At 74.2% G+C, this 17,505-nt stretch carries 10 protein-coding genes; 3 read left to right on the top strand and 7 right to left on the bottom strand.

Annotation, left to right across the window (positions count from 1 at the left end; genetic code table 11):
- Positions 1 to 12: 12 nt before the first annotated feature.
- Genes FB465_RS01235 through FB465_RS01225 form a run of 3 tightly spaced genes read right to left on the bottom strand, consistent with a single transcriptional unit; the run spans position 13 to position 4,072 of the window.
- On the bottom strand, positions 13 to 1,638 hold the full coding sequence (locus FB465_RS01235) for a thiamine pyrophosphate-binding protein (protein ID WP_145786779.1): 1,626 nt from the start codon (positions 1,636 to 1,638) through the stop codon (positions 13 to 15).
- Positions 1,635 to 2,588, bottom strand: coding sequence for an agmatinase (speB, locus tag FB465_RS01230; protein WP_145786777.1), 954 nt, complete (start codon positions 2,586 to 2,588; stop codon positions 1,635 to 1,637). The genes FB465_RS01235 and speB overlap by 4 nt, the downstream gene beginning before the upstream one ends.
- Before the next feature lie 29 nt (positions 2,589 to 2,617).
- Entirely contained in the window at positions 2,618 to 4,072 is a 1,455-nt protein-coding gene (locus FB465_RS01225) for a sodium:solute symporter family protein (RefSeq protein WP_145786775.1), read from the bottom strand.
- Positions 4,073 to 4,263: 191 nt separating this feature from the next.
- On the opposite strand from FB465_RS01225, the gene FB465_RS01220 reads away from it, so the two are divergent.
- Positions 4,264 to 5,685, top strand: coding sequence for a PucR family transcriptional regulator (locus FB465_RS01220; RefSeq protein WP_145786773.1), 1,422 nt, complete (start codon positions 4,264 to 4,266; stop codon positions 5,683 to 5,685).
- Here the strand turns inward: FB465_RS01220 and thrS are convergent.
- The 4 genes from thrS to FB465_RS01200 form a co-directional block, all read right to left on the bottom strand.
- Complete coding sequence (gene thrS, locus FB465_RS01215; RefSeq protein WP_281292316.1) at positions 5,663 to 6,967, bottom strand: threonine--tRNA ligase; 1,305 nt, start codon at positions 6,965 to 6,967, stop codon at positions 5,663 to 5,665. The genes FB465_RS01220 and thrS overlap by 23 nt on opposite strands.
- 128 nt (positions 6,968 to 7,095) lie before the next feature.
- Positions 7,096 to 9,168 (bottom strand): MMPL family transporter, encoded by a 2,073-nt coding sequence (locus FB465_RS01210; protein WP_246192433.1) that lies wholly within the window; start codon positions 9,166 to 9,168, stop codon positions 7,096 to 7,098.
- Between the two features lie 14 nt (positions 9,169 to 9,182).
- Positions 9,183 to 12,884 (bottom strand): ATP-binding SpoIIE family protein phosphatase, encoded by a 3,702-nt coding sequence (locus FB465_RS01205; RefSeq protein ID WP_170290453.1) that lies wholly within the window; start codon positions 12,882 to 12,884, stop codon positions 9,183 to 9,185.
- Positions 12,885 to 12,966: 82 nt separating this feature from the next.
- Complete coding sequence (locus FB465_RS01200; RefSeq protein ID WP_145786767.1) at positions 12,967 to 13,914, bottom strand: ROK family protein; 948 nt, start codon at positions 13,912 to 13,914, stop codon at positions 12,967 to 12,969.
- A gap of 200 nt (positions 13,915 to 14,114) precedes the next feature.
- On the opposite strand from FB465_RS01200, the gene FB465_RS01195 reads away from it, so the two are divergent.
- Complete coding sequence (locus FB465_RS01195; RefSeq protein WP_246192432.1) at positions 14,115 to 16,049, top strand: FUSC family protein; 1,935 nt, start codon at positions 14,115 to 14,117, stop codon at positions 16,047 to 16,049.
- 151 nt (positions 16,050 to 16,200) lie between these two features.
- Positions 16,201 to 17,412 (top strand): MFS transporter, encoded by a 1,212-nt coding sequence (locus tag FB465_RS01190; protein WP_145786765.1) that lies wholly within the window; start codon positions 16,201 to 16,203, stop codon positions 17,410 to 17,412.
- Positions 17,413 to 17,505: the final 93 nt, after the last annotated feature.

Raw genomic sequence — 17,505 nt, 5'->3', positions numbered from 1 at the left:
GGCAGTGGGCGGTCAGCCCAGGTGGGTCGGTTCGAACATCCGCAGCACGGCGGGGAGGACGACCACCGACGGCCCCGGTTCGGCGAGGGCCTTGGCGAGGTCGCGCTCCAGGTCCTCCGGGGTGGTCTCGGTCGCCGAGACGCCGAAGGACTCGGCCAGGCGGACGAAGTCCGGGCGGGCGAGCTCGGTCGCCGTCGCCTGGCCGAAGGTGTCCGACATGTACTCGCGCAGGATGCCGTAGCCCCCGTCGTCGACGATCAACCAGGTGACGTCCAGGCCGAGTTGGCGGGCCGTGGCCAGCTCGGCGATCGAGTACATCGCCCCGCCGTCGCCCGACACCGCCAGCACCGGCTCGCCGCGCCGGGCCGCTGCCGCGCCGAGGGCGGCCGGGAAGCCGTAACCGAGGCCTCCGGCGCCCTGCGCCGAGTGCATCGCGTTCGGCCGGCGGGCGTCGAAGGCCGACCAGGCCCAGTAGCCGAGGATGGTCATGTCGAAGAAGACCGGGGCGTCGTCGGGGAGTGCCCGCCGCACCGAGGCCAGCAGCTCACGCTCCAACTCCAGTCCCTGGGAGTCGAGTCGGGCCTGCACCCGCTTGAGCAGATCGGTCACGACCTGCTCGGCCCGCCCGTCCGCCTCCCTGGCCGGGATCGCGTTGTGCAGGGCCGCCAGGGCGAGCCGGGCATCGGCGTGGATGCCGAAGGCGGGGTGGTTGGACTCCAGCTTTCCCAGGTCGGCCTCGATCTGGATCAGCCGGCCGCGCGGGGCGAAGGTGTGGTAGTTGCTGGAGAGTTCGCCGAGCCCGGAGCCGACCACCAGCAGGACGTCGGCGTCCTCCAGGAGATCGGTGGTGTGCCGGTCCTCCAGCCAGGACTGCAGCGAGAGCGGGTGCTCCCAGGGGAACGCGCCCTTCGCGCCGAAGGTGCTCGCCACCGGAGCCCGCAACAGCTCTGCCAGCCGCAGCAGTTCATCCGTCGCCCCCGCTCGGACGACTCCACCGCCGGCCAGGATCACCGGCCGCTCGGCCTCGGCGAGCAGCACCGCGGCCTCCGCGACCAGCTCGGGCCGCGGCACGAGCGGACGCGGCTCGGCCCGCACCCCGGTCACCCGCGGGACGGTGGTCGGCGCGAGCAGGACATCCTGCGGGATCTCCACCCAGACCGGCCCGAACGGCGCGGTGAGCGCCGACTCCCAGGCCGCAGCCATTGCGGACGGGATCTGGGAGGCGGAGCGGGCGGTGTGCACCGACTTCACGATGTCGCGGAAACTCGCCTGCTGGTCGACCAGTTCGTGCAGGTAGCCGCGGCGGCGGCCGCCGAGCCCGGCCGAGGGGATCTGGCTGGAGACGGCCAGCACCGGGACGGACGCGGCGGCCGCCTCCTGCAGTGCGGCCAGCGAGGTGAGCGCGCCGGGGCCGGTGGAGAGGAACAGCGGAGCGACGGTGCCCGCCGTCCGGGCGTACCCGTCGGCGGCGAAGCCCGCGTTGTTCTCCACCCGCAGCCCGACGTAGCGCAGGGAGGAGCGGCGTAGCGCGTCGAAGAGGCCGAGGGCGTGCTGGCCGGGGAGGCCGAAGACGGTCTGGGCGCCCAGCGCGGAGAGGGACTCGACGACGAGGTCGCCGCCGTTGCGCACGAGCGTCACTCGGCCACCTGCCGGGCCATCAGGGTGACGAGCTCGTAGGCCGTGTGGGAGGCGGCCACCGCGGTGATCTCGGCGTGGTCGTACGCCGGGGCGACCTCGACCACGTCGGCGGAGACGAGCCGGCAGCCCGCGAGTCCGCGCAGGATCTCCAGCAGCTCGCGGGAGGTCAGGCCGCCCGCCTCGGGGGTGCCGGTGCCGGGCGCGTGGGCCGGGTCGAGCACGTCGATGTCGATGGAGACGTACAGCGGGCGGTCGCCGATCCGCTCGCGCAGCTGCTGGGCGATCTCGTCCACGCCACGGCGCATGACGTCGGCCGAGGTGACGATGCCGAAGCCCAGCTTCTCGTCCTCGGTGAGGTCCTGCTTGCCGTAGAGCGGGCCGCGGGTGCCGACGTGGGAGAGGGCGGAGGTGTCGAGGATGCCCTCCTCGACGGCGCGGCGGAACGGGGTGCCGTGGGTGTACTCGGCGCCGAAGTAGGTGTCCCAGGTGTCGAGATGGGCGTCGAAGTGCAACAGGGCGACCGGGCCGTGCTTCTTGGCGACCGAGCGCAGCAGCGGCAGCGCGATGGTGTGGTCGCCGCCGAGGGTGAGCAGGCGGGCGCCGGTGGCGAGCAGCTCGTCGGCGGCGGCCTCGACGGTCTCGACCGCCTCGTTGATGTTGAACGGGTTGGCGGCGATGTCCCCGGCGTCGGCCACCTGGGCGAGGGCGAACGGGGAGGCGTCCTGTGCCGGGTTGTAGGGGCGCAGCAGCCGGCTCGCCTCGCGGATGGCGTTGCCGCCGAAGCGGGCGCCGGGGCGGTAGGAGACGCCGGAGTCGAACGGGACGCCGACGACGGCGATGTCGGCGCGGCCGACCTCGTCCAGCCGGGGCAGCCGGGCGAAGGTGGCGGGCCCGGCGTAGCGCGGGACGCGGGAGGAGTCGACGGGGCCGCGGGGTTCGGTGGAACTCATGGTGGGTCAGCCTCTCTGGGGGCAGGCGGTCAGACGGTCGCGGCGGCGGGTTCGGAGCTCGCGGCCTCCGAACCCGCGAGGCGGCGGCGCCAGGCGTCCAGGACGGCGGCGTCGGTGGGCTTGGTGGCGAGGCTGACGGCGGCGTACGAGACCAGGCTCGCCAGCAGCCCGTAGTAGATCGGCTCGTTGGCCAGCACGCCGTCGACGGCCATCAGGACGACGACGCTGACGCCGCCCGCCACGATCGAGGCCAGGGCGCCGGCCGCCGTGCCTCGCTTCCAGACCAGTCCGCCGAGGATCGGCACCAGCAGGCCGCCGACCAGCAGGTTGTAGGCGACGGTGAGGGCCTCCACCACGTTGTCCAGCGCGATCGCGATGGCGATCACGGCGATGCCCATGACCAGGATGAAGATCCGGTTGCCGCGCACCTCGTCATGGTCGTCCTTCGGGGTGGCCCGGCCGCGCAGGCGCGACCAGATGTCGTTGTTGGCGACGGTGGCACAGGCGATCAGCGCGCCGGAGGAGGTGGACATCACCGCCGACAGCGCGGCGGCCAGCACCAGGCCCTTGACGCCCACCGGCAGTGCGCCCTTGACGATGGTGGCGAAGGCGTTGTCGGTGCTGCCGAGCGTGGGGTAGAGCACCTTGGCGGCGGTGCCGATGACGGCGCCCGCGATCGCGTACACCAGGCAGTAGATCCCGGCCACGGTGCCGCCGGTGCTGGCGATCTTGTCGGTGCGGGCGGTGAAGACGCGCTGCCAGATGTCCTGGCCGATCAGCATGCCGAAGGTGTAGATCAGCGTGTAGGTGAAGACGGTCTCCAGGCCGATGCTCATGGGGGAGAAGTACCCTCCGGGCAGCTTCTCCTGCATCGCGGCGAAGCCGCCCGCCTTGACCACCGCGATCGGCAGCAGCAGGAGCAGCACGCCGATGGTCTTGACGACGAACTGCACCATGTCGGTGATGGTGATCGACCACATGCCGCCGAGGGTGGAGTAGCCGACCACGATGACGCCGCCGAGGATGATCGCCGGGGTGCGGCCGAGGCCGAACAGCACGTCGAAGATGGTGGCGTAGGCGATGGTGGAGGTGACGGCCAGCATCAGGGTGTACGCCCACATGACGATGCCGGAGATCAGGCCGGAGGAGCCGCCGTAGCGCAGGTCGAGCATCTGGGAGACGGTGTAGACCTTGAGCCGGGCGATCCGGGCCGAGAAGAAGATGCTCAGGGCGAGCAGGCCGAGGCCGATGGTGACGACCATCCAGGCGCCCGACAGGCCGTACTTGTAGCCGAGGCCGACGCCGCCGATGGTGGAGGCGCCGCCCAGGACGATGGCGGCCATGGTGCCCGAGTACATCACCGGGCCGAGGCGGCGGCCCGCGACCAGGAAGTCGCTCTTGGAGCGGGCGCGGCGCATGCCCCACCAGCCCATGGCGAGCATGCCCGCCAGATACAGGACGATGATGCTGTAGTCGATGGCCATCCGGTCCTCCGCAGTCGGGGGTAGCTGGGGGATGTGGCGCGACCGGGCGTGCGCGGGCCCGGCCGGGGGAGACGGCCCGCCGGACGGGGGGAATCCGGCGGGCTCAGGCCATGACTCTAGGTGTCACGCCGACGGCCGATGAAGTGTATGTTCTGACCCTGATCACCCTCAGGGCAGGACGAACCATCCATATGAGCTCTCTCGACACCCCCTCGATCCCGCTGAGCGCGCTGCTCTCCCGGACCGACCTCGGCCTGCGCCAGGTCGCCGGGCCGCGCCAGGGGGACGTCCCGATCCAGTGGGTGCACACCTCGGAGATGGCCGACCCGGCGCCGTACCTGCTCGGCGGCGAACTGCTGCTCACCTCGGGGATCTTCTTCGGCGAGGAGGGCGGCGCGGCCTTCGACCACGACCGCTACGTCGCCCGGGCGGTCGAGGCCGGGGCGGCGGCGCTCGGCTTCGGGGTGGCGCCGGTGCACGACCGGGTGCCCGAGGTGCTGGTGGAGGCCTGCGAGCGGCACGGCCTGCCGCTCGTGGAGATCCCGCCGCCGACGCCGTTCGTCGCCGTCAGCCGCGCCCTGTGGCTGGCCCTGGCCGAGGCCCGGCACCGCGAGTTGCGGCGGGTCACCGAGGCGCAGCAGGCGCTCGCCACCGCCGCGTCCCGCCCGGACCCGCTCGCCGCGGTGCTGCGCAGACTCGCGGCGGCGCTGGACGCCTGGGTGGTGCTGCTCGACGCCGACGGCCGGGAGCTGCACGCCGCAGGGCCGCGCCCGGATGAGCCCGTCCCGGCCGAACTGGCCGCACTCGCCGCCCGGTTGCACGGCGACCGGCCGCTGGCCACCGGCGCCGCCCACGCGGGTGAGCAGCACCTGACGGCGCACGCCCTCGCGGGCACCGGCCTGGTCCTGGGCATCGCCGCCCGCCACCAGGACCCGGTGGACCGCTCGGTCGGCGGTATGGCGGCCGTGCTGCTCGCCCTGCTCAGCGGGCCGCGTCCGCGCACGGTGGCCTCCGGCGCGGCGGTGGTCCGGCTGATGCTCGGCTCCCGGCCCGAGGAGGTGGCCGAACTCCTCGGGCCCGGGCCGTGGTTGGTGGTGCGGGGACGACGGCACGGCCGCTCGGGACCGGCCGCGCTCGGCACGCCGTACCTCGACCTGGACGGGGACGAGCTCTGCGCGCTGCTGCCCGCCGACGCGCCCGTCCCCGAACTGCCCGGCTGGACGCTCGGGGTGAGCGCCCCGGCGCCCGCCGCCGAGCTCCCGCTCGCCGACGGCCAGGCCGCGACCGCCCTGCGCCGCGCCCTCGCCGGCGGGGCCGCGCTGCTGCGGCACCGCAGCCGGGACTGGGGCGTCGCGGAGCTGGTCCCGCAGGCCGAGGCCGCCGAGCTGGCCCGACGTCGGCTGGCCCCGCTGGACGGCTCCCCGGCCGTGCTCGACACCCTGCGCACCTGGCTGTCGCTGCACGGCAGTTGGGACCGTACGGCGGCCGCCCTCGGCATCCACCGCAACACCGTCCGCCAGCGGATCGCCCGCGCCGAGGCGCTGCTCCGGCTGGACCTCGCGGACCCGGACACCCGGATGGACGTCTGGTTCACCCTGCGCTGGCTGGACTGACCGCGAGGGCCTCCTCCCAGAGCTCGGTACGGCGTGCGGCGACCACCGCCTGAATGCGGCTCAGCGCCTCACCGGCGGGCATGGCCGCCAACCGTCGTCCGTCCCGCAGGCGCAGGGCCACCTGCCCGTCGGCGGCCTCCCTCGGCCCGATGACCGCCTGGTAGGGCACCAGCCGGGCGCCACGGATCCGGGCTCCGAGGGTGCCGTGCTCGGGCCCGGCGAGCTCCGCCCGCAGCCCCAGGTCGAGGCAGCGCCGCACCAGCTCGGCGGCCGCCGGCGCCTCGGCCTCGGACACCGGGACGGCCACCACCTGGACGGGGGCCAGCCAGGCCGGGAACGCCCCGCCGTGCAGCTCGATGAGGTGAGCGACGGCCCGTTCGACGCTGCCGATGATGCTGCGGTGGACCATGACCGGCCGGTGCTTGGCGCCGTCCGGGCCGATGTAGTGCAGGTCGAACCGCTCGGGCTGGTGGAAGTCGACCTGGACGGTGGACAGGGTGGACTCCCGGCCGGCGCTGTCCGCGATCTGTACGTCGATCTTGGGACCGTAGAACGCCGCCTCGCCCTCCGCGGCCTCGTACGGCACCCCCGCGCCCTCCAGGACCTCGGTCAGCAGTGCGACGGACCGCCGCCACATCTCGGGGGCGGCGACGTACTTGCCGCCCGGCCCGGGGAGCGACAGCCGGTAGCGGACGGGCCGGATGCCGAGCGCGTGGTAGGCCCGGCGGATGAGGTCCAGGGCGGCGCGGGCCTCCTCGGCGACCTGCTCCAGGGTGCAGAAGATGTGCGCGTCGTTGAGCTGGATCGCCCGTACCCTGGTCAACCCGCCCAGCACACCGGACAGTTCGGAGCGGTACATGCCGCCGAGCTCGGCCATCCGCAGGGGCAGTTCCCGGTAGCTGTGCGAGCGGGAGCGGAAGATCAGCGCGTGGTGCGGGCACAGGCTCGGCCGCAGCACCACCTGCTCCCCGCCGAGGTCCATCGGCGGGAACATGTCCTCGCTGTAGTGGGACCAGTGCCCGGAGATCTCGTACAGCTCCCGCTTTCCGAGCACCGGCGAGTACACGTGGCGGTAGCCCGCCCGGCGCTCGGCGTCGCGGATGTACTCCTCCAGGGCGTGCCGCACGGCGGCGCCGGCCGGCAGCCAGTACGGCAGGCCGGCGCCCATCAGAGGGTCGGTGTCGAACAGGTCGAGCTCGCGGCCGAGGCGGCGGTGGTCGTTCATCGTGGTCTCCTCGCGGACGGTGGGGGCGAGTGACCGAACGGCGAAGCCCCGGGGCACTCGCCCCGGGGCTTCGGACTCAAGACAGCAGTCAGCGCGCCGGGACACTCTCCGGCGTCGTCGTCACCATCGCAGCGCGCTTCATGCTCATGACGCTAGCAGCCGCCGGCTCCGCTCTCGACCGGATTTCAGCCTCGACGGGACAGTGCGCTGGGCCACCACATCCGGTGGTCCAGGTCCATGGTGAGCGCGGTGACCAGGACCGAGCGGACCACCAGGGTGTCCAGCAGCACGCCAAGGGCCACCGCGAAGCCGATCTCGGCGAAGCCCACCACCGGCAGGGTGCCCAGGACGGCGAAGGTGCTGGCCAGGATCAGGCCGGCCGAGGTGATCACGCCACCGGTGGCGGCCAGCCCGGCCACCGCCCCCGCACGGGTGCCCCGGTGCAGCGCCTCCTCGCGGACCCGGGTCATCAGGAAGATGTTGTAGTCGATGCCCAGCGCCACCAGGAAGACGAACACGAACAGCGGGAAGGCCTGGTCCGCGCCTTCGAAATGGAAGACGTGCGCGAAGAAGAACGCGCTGATGCCGAGCGCCGCCGCGTACGAGAGCACCACGGTGGCGATCAGCACCAGCGGTGCCACCACCGCCCGCAGCAGCCCGGCGAGGATCACCAGGACCACGGCCAGCACCAGCGGGATGATCACCTGGTTGTCGTGCTCGGCGGCCCGCCCGGCGTCCAGGATCACCGCCGTGCTGCCGCCGACCTTGGCGTCGGCGTCCGGGACGGCGTGCACGGCGGCCCGCACCCGGTCGACGGTGTCCTTGGCGGCCTGGCTGTCCGGCGGGTCGGCGAGGGTCGCCCGCAGCAGGGCCGTGCCCTCGCGGACCTCCGGTGGGCTCGTCTCGGCGATGCCGGGAACGGTCCGGGCCGCTTCCCGGACCAAGGGCGCCGAGGCGGCGGTGCTGAGGATCGACAGCGGGGCGCCGGTGCCGCCCGGGAAGTGCTCGGTGAGCACCTCCTGGCCGACCACCGAGTCGGGCTTGCCGGTGAAGGTCCCGGCGGTGCTCAGCCCGTCGGCGTTGAGCGAGACCAGGCCGACGCAGCAGGCCGCGAGTGCCAGCCCCGTGCCGACCCAGACCTTTCGCGGGCGCTCGCGGATCCGGGCGCCGATCCTCGCCCACCGGCCGCTCGCGGTCGGCTCGGGTGAGCCGTACGTCGGGCGGACCGGCCAGAAGACCCAGCGGCCGACGATGACCAGCAGGGCGGGCAGCAGGGTGACCATCGCCAGCAGGGCGACCAGCACGCCGATCGCGCAGACCGGGCCGAGGCCGCGGGTCGAGTTCATCTCGGCGACCAGCAGGCAGAGCATCGAGGCGACCACCGTCGCCGAGCTCGCGCCGATGGCGGGCCCGGCCCGGTGCAGGGCGAAGGCCATCGCCTCGTGGCGGTCCCGGTGCTTGCGCAGCTCCTCGCGGTAACGGGCGGTCAGCAGCAGCGCGTAGTCGGTACCGGCCCCCAGGACCAGCACGATCAGGATGCCGGCGCTCTGGGCGTTGACCGTCAGCCCGGCGTGCTTGGCGAGCAGGTAGATCACGGCCTCGGCGACGGTCAGGGCGATCCCGGCGCACAGCAGCGGCAACAGCCACAGCACCGGGCTGCGGTAGGTGAGCAGCAGCAGGATGACGACGACGCTGATCGTGGCGAACAGCAGGGTGCTGTCGATGCCGGCGAAGGCCGCGGCCTGGTCGGCACCGATGCCGGCCGGCCCGGTGACATGGGTCGCCATCCCCAGGCTGTCCGCCGCCGCGGTGGCCCGCAGGCTGTCCACGGCCGGGCGCAGGTCCTGCCAGCCGCCGGTGCCGATGTCGACCGGGACCACGGTCTGCATGGCCTGCCCGTCCGTGGACAGTTCGGGCCCGACGACCGGGCCGAGGACGTGTGGGGCGGTGGCGAACGCCGTCGCGTCCCGGGCCGCCTCCGCCCGGTCCGCGAGGGTGATGCCGTCGGGCCGCTCGTAGACCACCACGGCCTGGGCGATGTCGACGGGCTGGAAGGCGCGCTGCTCGTTCAGGACCTTGGTCGACTCGGCACTGCCCGGCAGCCAGCTGGACGCCTGGTTGTCCTCCGCGCTCATCAGCTTCCCCGCGAGCGGGCCGGCCACCGTCACCAGGACCAGCCAGAGCACCAGCACCACCCACTTGCTGCGCCGGCCGCACGGAAGCGCGGACATTCTGCGGGCGGTGAGCTGTGTCGCCATTCGTGCTCCCGGGGTCAGTGAGGACTGCCCGGCGGGAGCTCGAGCTCGAACCAGACCACCTTGCCCTCGCTGGTGCTGCGGCTGCCCCAGCGATGGGCCAGCTCGTTGACCAGGTGCACCCCGCGGCCGCCCTCGTCGGACTCCCGGGCCCGGCGCAGCCTGGGCGCATGACTGTCGATGTCGGCAACCTCCACGGTCAGCAGCCGGTTGCGGAAGATCCGCAGCTCGGTGGGCGCCCCGGCGTGCACCAGGGCGTTGGTGATCACCTCGCTGGTGAGCAGCTCGGACAGGTCGATGAGCGGGTCCAGACCCCAGGAGGCGAGCGTCTTGCGGGTGAAGCGGCGGGCGTGGCCGACCATCGACAGGTCACCGGCCAGCGGCAGGACGGCGAGCCGGGAGGAGTCGACGGGAAGCGCGTGCGCCATGATCACGGCGATGTCGTCCTGGCCGGAGTGCGAGGCCAGCGCGGTGAGCACGGAGTCGCAGGTCTGCTCCAGGGTGGGGCGGCGGTCGGCCACGGTACGGCGCAGCACGTCCAGGCCCTCGTCCATGTCCTGGCCCCGGCGTTCGATCAGACCGTCCGTGTAGAGCACCAGGATGCCGTCCTCCGGCAGCGTGAACTGGACACTCTCGAACGGCACGCCGCCGACACCCAGCGGGGCACCGGTCGGCAGGTCGATCAGGTACGCGGAGCCCTCCGGGCCGGCGACGACCGGCGGCAGGTGGCCGGCGCTGGCCGCCGTGCAGGTGCGGTCCAGGGGGTCGAAGACGACGCAGACGCAGGTGGCGAACTGGCCCTCGCCGACCGCCGCGGCCGCCTCGTCCAGGCGGCGCATGACCCGCGCCGGCTCCATGTCCAGCGTGATCAGCGTCCGGGCCACCGTCCGGAGCTGGCCCATCGTGGCCGCCGCCCGGATGCCGTGGCCCATCACATCGCCGACGACCAGGGCGACCCGCCCGCCGGAGAGCGGCACGACGTCGAACCAGTCGCCGCCCACCTCGCTGATCACACTGCTGGGCAGGTACCGGTACGCGATCTCCAGCCCCAGCGTGCGGTGCACCTCCTGCGGCAGCAGGCTGCGCTGCAGGGTCAGCGCGGTGTCCCGCTCGCGCCGGTACAGCCGGGCGTTGTCGATCGCGACGGAGGCACGGGAGGCCAGTTCCTCGGCCAGCGCCACATCCGCCGGCCCGAACGGCTCGGGGTTGGACGTCCGGATGAACTCGGCGCCGCCCAGGACGATGCCCCGGGCCAGCAGCGGCACCATGATGTAGGAGTGGACGCCCGCCTCCAGACTGGGCGCGACCCGGTCGGGCTCGGCGACGATCCGCTGCAGCGCGGCCTCGTCGACCTCGGGGACCAGGATCGACCGCCCGCTGCGCAGGCTCTCCGCGTAGACCTTGGCCGACCGGGACGCCTCGCCGACCGCGTCCGCGGCCCCGGCCATCACCCCCGTCTCACCGACCTCGCCGACCGCCACGGCGCGCAGCATCGCCCGGCCGTCGCGCGGCACCGGCTCCGGTTCCTCCCCCTCCAGCACCGACTCCAGCAGATCGACGGTGACGAAGTCCGCGAACCGCGGGATCACCACCTCCACCAGCTCCCGCGCGGTGCGGTTCAGATCGAGCGTGGTGCCGATCCGGGTGCTCGCCTCGTTGAGCAGGGCGAGGCGCTGCTGGGCCGTGTTGGCCTCCTCCAGGGCCAGCTGGCGCTGCCTGGCGGCGTCCCGCTCACGGGTGTACAGCAGGGCGTTGTCGATCGCGACCGCCGCCCGCGCCGCCAGCTCCCCGGCCAGGGCCAGGTCCTCGTCGTCGTAGGGGCGCTCCGTCAGATTGCGGTAGAACGCCGCCACCCCGACCGCCGCTCCCCGCGCGATCAGCGGCACCACCATCACCGACCGGACCCCCTCCTCGCGGATGCCTGCCGCGAGCGCCGGGTCCTCGGTGAACCAGGTCATCGAGGCCTCGTTCAGGTGGGGCACCAGCACCGGGCGGCGGTGGGCCAGCGTCCAGGCGTACGGGGTGGCCGGGTGGAAGCGGTGCACGTTGCCGACCGGGGCCACCGGACGCATCCCGGAACCGGGAACGCTGTGGAAGGCCATCCGGCGCAGCACCGCCGAGCGGTCGGCCAGGCTGGGGGTCACCGTCTCCGAGCCCTGGACCAGCGCGTCCAGCACCTCCACCACCACCGTGTCGGCCAGCCGGGGCGTCGCGACCTCGGCCAGCTCGCGCGCGGTCTGCGCCAGGTCGAGCGTGGTGCCGATCCGGGCCGAGGCGGTGTTCACCAGGGCCAGGCGCTCCTGGGCCGCCTTGGCCTCGCGCAGCGCCTGCGCACGGGCCAGCACCGTCTCGTGCTGGCGCAGGTACAGACGGGCGTTGTCGATCGAGACGGCCGCCCGGGAGGCCAGCTCGTCGCCGAGGGTGGTGTCCTCCTCGTCGAAGGACACCCGCTCGCCGCGCCGCGAGTAGACCACCATCCCCAGCACCGTGCCCCGGGCGACCAGGGGAGTGATCCGCACCGGGCGTGAGCGCTTGCCGCGGTAGGCCGCCACCTGGTCGTCGGGCATGCCCGTGCTGAGCAGTGGCAGTTCCCAGGACGGCGTGATCACCGTCCGGCCCGTCGCCATCGCCTCGGCGTACGCGGAGTCGGGCGGTATCCGGTAGACGGCCTCGGTCGGCAGGTGCTCCACCGGGTAGTCCGGGTCGATGGTCGCGAGGGCGAGGCGGCGGACCAGCTGGTCGCCCGAGCCGCCCCCCTCGGGCTCCCCGGAGACCAGCCGCTCCAGGGCGAAGACCCCGCTCACGTCCGCCACCCGGGGCACCATCGCGTCGGCGAGCTCGCGGGCGGTCTGCCGCAGGTCGAGCGTGGTGCCGATGGACGCGGTGGCGTCCACCAGCAGGCCGAGGCGCTCCTGTGCGCGGGCGGCCCGTGATTCGGCCCGGTAGCGCTCGGTCACGTCGACGATCGTGGAGCTCACCCCGAGGATCTCCCCGGTCTGCTTCTCGAGCCGGAAGTAGGAGGCCGACCAGGCGTGGTCGTGCTCGGGATCGCCGGGGGTGCGGCCGTGCGAACGGGCGTCGATCACCGCGTTGCCGCTGGACAGTACCTGCCGCATCACCTCCTCGATCTCCTCGCCGTTGATGCCCGGCAGCACCTCGATGACCCGCCGGCCGAGATGCTCGGGCACCGGCAGGCCGTTCACCCGCGCCAGCGCCTCGTTGAGCCGGACGAACCGCATCTGCGGGTCGTAGACCGCCATCCCCACCGGGGACTGGGTGAAGAAGCCGTCCAGGACGGCGAGATCGGCCTGGAGGCGGCGCAGCACGGTCACGTCGGAGGCGACCGCGAGCACCAGCGGCTGCCCGTCGGGGCCGGTGATCGGGTGGGTCCGGAACTCCAGGTTCACGTGGTGGCCCTCGCGGTGCTTGACCGGGAAGACACCCGACCAGCCCCGGCCGCGCAGAATGCCGTCGAACAGGGCCAGCACCCGTGGGCGCTGCTCGTCGTTGACCAGGATCTGAGCCGCCAGCGTCCCGACGGCCTCCTCGGCGCTGTAGCCGAGGAGCGCCTCGGCGTCCGAGCTCCAGTGCAGGATGCGGCCGTCTGCGGCGATCAACGCGGTCGCGATCGGGACCATCATCAGGCCGTCACGTTCCTGCTCCCCGCCCGCCGTGGCGTAGCGGGGCTCTGTACCGGGGCCCTGCTCGTCGGTGTGCATGTCACGCAACCGCCCGGGGATCAGACTTCCGCCCTGCCATGGTCCCATGGCCCCGGGCGCTCGCTCCATGCGAGGCGCAGGGTCAGCCCCCGAGCCGGTGGGCGGCCACGGCGGCGGCGCCGACCAGGCCCGCGTCCGTGCCCAGCAGCGCCCGGTGGACCTTGATCCCGGCGGCGAACGGCAGCGCCGCGTACGTGGTCAGATGGCCGCGCAGCGGATCGAGCAGCAGGTCGCCGACCTGGGCGACCCCGCCGCCGATGACCACGGCGTCGAGCTCGACCAGCGTCGCGGTGGCGGCGATCCCGGCGGCCAGCGCCCGGGCGGCCCGGTCGTACGCTGCCAGGGCGACCGGGTCACCGGCCCGCGCCGAGGCGGCGACCGCGACCGCCGAGCGGTCCTCGGTGGACGGCTGCCACCCGCTGCGCAGGGCGTACCGGGCGATCGCGGTGCCGCTGGCGAACAGCTCCAGGCAGCCCCGGCTGCCGCACGGGCAGGGCTCCCCGTCGAGGTCGACCGTGATGTGGCCGATGTGCCCGGCGTTGCCGGTCGTCCCGGTGTGCAGCGCGCCGCCCAGGATCAGGCCGCCGCCGACACCCGTGGAGACCACCATGCACAGCACGTTGTCGTACGGGCGGGCGGCGCCGAACCGGTGCTCGGCGGCGGCGATCGCGATCCCGTCGCCGGCCAGCACCACCGGGAGGTCCGTGGCGGCCGGGTGGCCGGAGAGCCGCTCGACCAGCGGGAAGTGGCGCCAGCCCCCGATGTTGACGGGGCTGACGGTGCCTCGGCCGGTGTCCACCGGACCGGCGCTGCCGACACCGAGCCCGCGCACCCCGGCCCAGGCCGGCGCCTCGGCGAGCTCCTCGAGGGCGTCGAGGACGGCCCGCAGCACCGTCTCCCCGTCGGCGGTGGAGGGGGTGGGCCGCTGCGTACGGGCGAGCAGGGTGCCGTCGTCACCCACCACCGCGGCCGCGATCTTGGTACCGCCGATGTCGATGGCGGCGAGCGGCCTGGCGTCGGTGGCGTTCACGTCCGTCTCCTCCCGTGGCGCGGCCGGACGGGCGCGCTGCCCCCGATTCTGGCACCCGGAGGGCGGGTTCCGGCACCCGGAGGGCGGGGGACCGACACGCGCTCGTAACGAGGACGCAGCGGCTGCGACAACGGCCGCCCGTAGGCTGCGAATCCACCCCCTTCTTCTGTGAGGAGGCCCGTTCTTCCGTGAGGAGGCCCGTGCACCGCCCGGAATTCCGACCCCCGGCCTGGCTGGTCCACCCGCTGCGCTGGCAGCGAGCGCCGATGCCCTGGCCCGCCGTCGCCCGTGGTGCACTCGGCATGGGCCCGCTGCTCGCCGCGGGACTGGCCACCGGACACCGCTCGGCGGGGGTGGTGGCCGGGCTCGGGGCGATGTTCGCGGGAGTCAACGACCGGCCGGGCACCCGCCGCACCGGCGTGGTCCACATCGGCCTGCCGGCGCTCGCGGGCTCGCTCGGGCTGTTCGGGGCCGTGGTCACCGGCTGGTGGGCGCTGCCCCTGCTGACGGTGACCGGGCTGGTCTCCGGAGCCCTGAGCGTGGCCGGTCCGGTCTGGTCGGCCGCGGCCCTGCAACTGCTCGTCCTGACTGCCGTCGGTGCGGGAATGCCGGCCGACGGGCCACCCTGGCTGATGGCCGGGTGCTTCCTGGGCGGTGCGCTGTGGGTCCTGCTGCTGAGACTGGCCGTCAGGTCCCCCCTCGCGGGCGGCGCCCTGCGCGGCGAGCGGCTGGCGGTGGCCGCCGTCTTCGACGCGCTCGCGGACGCCCTGGACGCCGTCGGCACCCCGAGCGCCGAACCGGCCCGGCGCCGCCTGACCGCAGCCCTGGACCGCGCCGACGAGGCCCTGCGCCTGTGCCGGGTGCTGAGCCTGCCCGGCCGCTCCCGGAGCGCGGACCTCCAGCTCGCCGAACGGTTCACCGCCGCGGCCGCCCTGTGCGAGGCGAGCGTCGCGCTGCTCTGGGAGGGCACACCCCTGCCCCGCCGGATCGCCGAGGGCCCGCGCCGCCTCGCCGCAGCCGTACGCGCCGGACAGCCGCCCGGTCCGCTGCCCGCGCCCGTCTCGGACACCGCAGCCCGCAGTGCCTTCGACCGCGCCGTCCTGGACGCCACGCTCGCCTTCGCCGGGACCGCGCGCGACTCGGCCGCCGGCGCTCCGCGCGCCCGCGCCGGGCGCGGCGCCCATCCCGTCGGCCCGGCCGGACGGGAGTACGGGCTGCGGGTGGCCGTCTGCGTCTCCGTCAACACGGCCGTGGCCCTGCTGCTGCGGACCGACCACTGGTACTGGCTGCCCGCGACCGCCGCCTTCCTCGTCAAGCCCGACTTCGGGCCGCTCTTCTCCCGGGTCGTCAACCGCTTCGTCGGCACCGCCGCCGGCGTGCTGGTCTTCGCCGCCCTGAGCACTCTGTCGGGGGGAGGACTGCTGCCCGTCCTCGCCGTGACGGCCGGTGGAGTGCTGATTCCGGTGGCGGGCCGTCACTTCGCCCTGCAGACGGCCGTGATCACCGTCACTGTGCTGGCCTTCGTCTCGACCGGCGGTGACAGGCAGGCCGCCGGAACCAGGCTGGCCGACACCGCGCTCGCCTGCGCGATCGTCCTCCTCGTCGGCCACCTGCCGCGCCTGGCCGACACCCACGCCCGGGTCGGACACCACTTCGCCCTCGCGCTGCGGCACACCCAGAGCTACCTCGAGCACGTCCTCGCGGGCGGCCCGGCCGCACCACCGGACGTACCGGCCCGAGCCGAAGCGCGCGCCGGTGGAGCCGACGCCGGGTCGGCTGCGGAACGTGCCACCCTGCGCCGGGCGGCCTACCACGCACTGGCCGAGGCACGGGTTGCCGCCGAGACCGCCTCCGCCGAACTGCGGGCCGGCCGCGACTGGCGCCCCGTCACCGGCGGCGCGGAACGGATCGCCGACGCCGCGACCGCCTGCGCCGTCCGCCTCGAACACGGCCGGCCCCGCCCGTCCGAACCGGTCGCCCGCCAGGTCACCGCCTCGCTGGCCGCGATGGCGGACGCCCTCGACGGCCTCGGCCCCGCCGCCCCCGAACTCGGCCCGGCCCCCGACGGCTGCCGGACCCTCACCGACATCGTCACCGAACTGCACCTCATCAGAGCCCTCACCACGGCGGCCTGACCTGTCGTGAGCAGCGGCCTGACGGTGGCGCGGACCGCCCGCGGGCAGCCGATAGACTCGCCCGGCACAGCCCTCCCGGCGGTCAGCGGCGACCGCCCGTCGCCCGTGCAGGCCCAGCGCCGACGGGCAACCCCCATCTCGGAGACCTCCCATGCCGCTGGCGCTCGTCGCCCTTGCCATCACCGCCTTCGCCATCGGCACCACCGAGTTCGCGGCAATGGGCCTCCTCCCGCAGGTCGCGGACGGCCTGCACGTCTCCATCCCCCAGGCCGGGTGGCTGATCTCGATGTACGCGCTCGGCGTGGTCATCGGCGCCCCGCTGCTCACGGCCGCCGCCGCCCGCCTGCCCCGCAAGGCCGTCCTCATCGGGCTGGCCGGGCTGTTCACCGTCGGCAACCTGCTCTGCGCCATCGCGCCGAACTTCGCCCTGCTGGCCGCGGCCCGCCTGATCACCGGGCTGCCGCACGGCGCCTTCTTCGGTGCCGGGGCGGTCGCCGCTGCCGAGCTGGCCGCCCCGCACCTTCGGGCGCGGGCGGTGTCGGTGATGTTCTCCGGGCTCACGGTCGCCAACATCCTCGGCGTCCCGGCCGCCACCCTGCTCGGCCAGCACCTCGGGTGGCGGGCCGCGATGCTGGTGGTCGTCGGCATCGGAGCCTTCGGCACCCTCGCGATCGCCCGCCTCGTGCCGCCGTTGCCGAGCCACCCGCAGGCCGGGCTGCGCCACGAGCTGTCGGCCTTCCGCAGCGGACAGCTGTGGCTGGCCCTGGGGACGGTGGTGTTCGGCTGCGCCGGCCTGTTCGCCTGCTACAGCTACATCACCCCGATGCTCACCGAGGTCTCGGGCTTCGGCACGGGCTCGGTGACGCTGGTCCTGGCCCTCTTCGGGGTCGGCATGACGGTGGGCAACGTCGTCGGCGGGTACGCGGCCGACCGGGCGCTGCGGCCCGCGATCTGCGCGGCGTTCCTGTTGATGGCGCTGGCCCTGGCGGCCTTCTCGGTCACCGCCCGGGCCCAGTGGTCGGCCGCGCTGACCGTGGTCCTGATCGGACTGTTCGGCTTCGCCACCGTGCCGACGGTCCAGACCTTGGTGCTGGAGAAGGCGCGGCGGGCTCCGACGCTGGCCTCGGCGACGGTGCAGGGCGCGTTCAACCTGGCGAACGCCCAGGGCGCCTTCCTCGGTGGGCTGGCGCTGAGCGCGGGCTTCGGCTGGACCTCGCCGGCCCTGGTGGGCGCGGGACTGGCCGGTCTCGGCTTCCTTGTTGCCGCCGTCTCCTGGGCCGTCGATCGGCGGCCCGGCAGTGAGCGGGGGGCCGTCGTCGCCGGCGCCGTCCCGCATCGGGAGCAGCTCGACGCGGTGTCCTGAGGGCTGTTGTGAGCGGAGCCACCCCGAGCCTCCGTCCGGCAAGATCCACTCTGACCGTCGGTCCGCGGCACGTTGCAGACGGTGGAGAATGTG

This window comes from Kitasatospora atroaurantiaca (assembly GCF_007828955.1).
In the GTDB taxonomy this organism is placed as follows: Bacteria; Actinomycetota; Actinomycetes; order Streptomycetales; family Streptomycetaceae; genus Kitasatospora; species Kitasatospora atroaurantiaca.
This window is presented reverse-complemented; position numbering and strand designations above follow the sequence as displayed.

What these genes read in the sequence shown, in the direction of transcription:
- speB (WP_145786777.1), bottom strand. Translation starts at nt 2,588, where the DNA reads ATGAGTTCCACCGAACCCCGCGGCCCCGTCGACTCCTCCCGCGTCCCG.
- FB465_RS01225 (WP_145786775.1), bottom strand. Translation starts at nt 4,072, where the DNA reads ATGGCCATCGACTACAGCATCATCGTCCTGTATCTGGCGGGCATGCTC.
- FB465_RS01220 (WP_145786773.1), top strand. Translation starts at nt 4,264, where the DNA reads ATGAGCTCTCTCGACACCCCCTCGATCCCGCTGAGCGCGCTGCTCTCC.
- FB465_RS01210 (WP_246192433.1), bottom strand. Translation starts at nt 9,168, where the DNA reads ATGGCGACACAGCTCACCGCCCGCAGAATGTCCGCGCTTCCGTGCGGC.
- FB465_RS01205 (WP_170290453.1), bottom strand. Translation starts at nt 12,884, where the DNA reads ATGCACACCGACGAGCAGGGCCCCGGTACAGAGCCCCGCTACGCCACG.
- FB465_RS01190 (WP_145786765.1), top strand. Translation starts at nt 16,201, where the DNA reads ATGCCGCTGGCGCTCGTCGCCCTTGCCATCACCGCCTTCGCCATCGGC.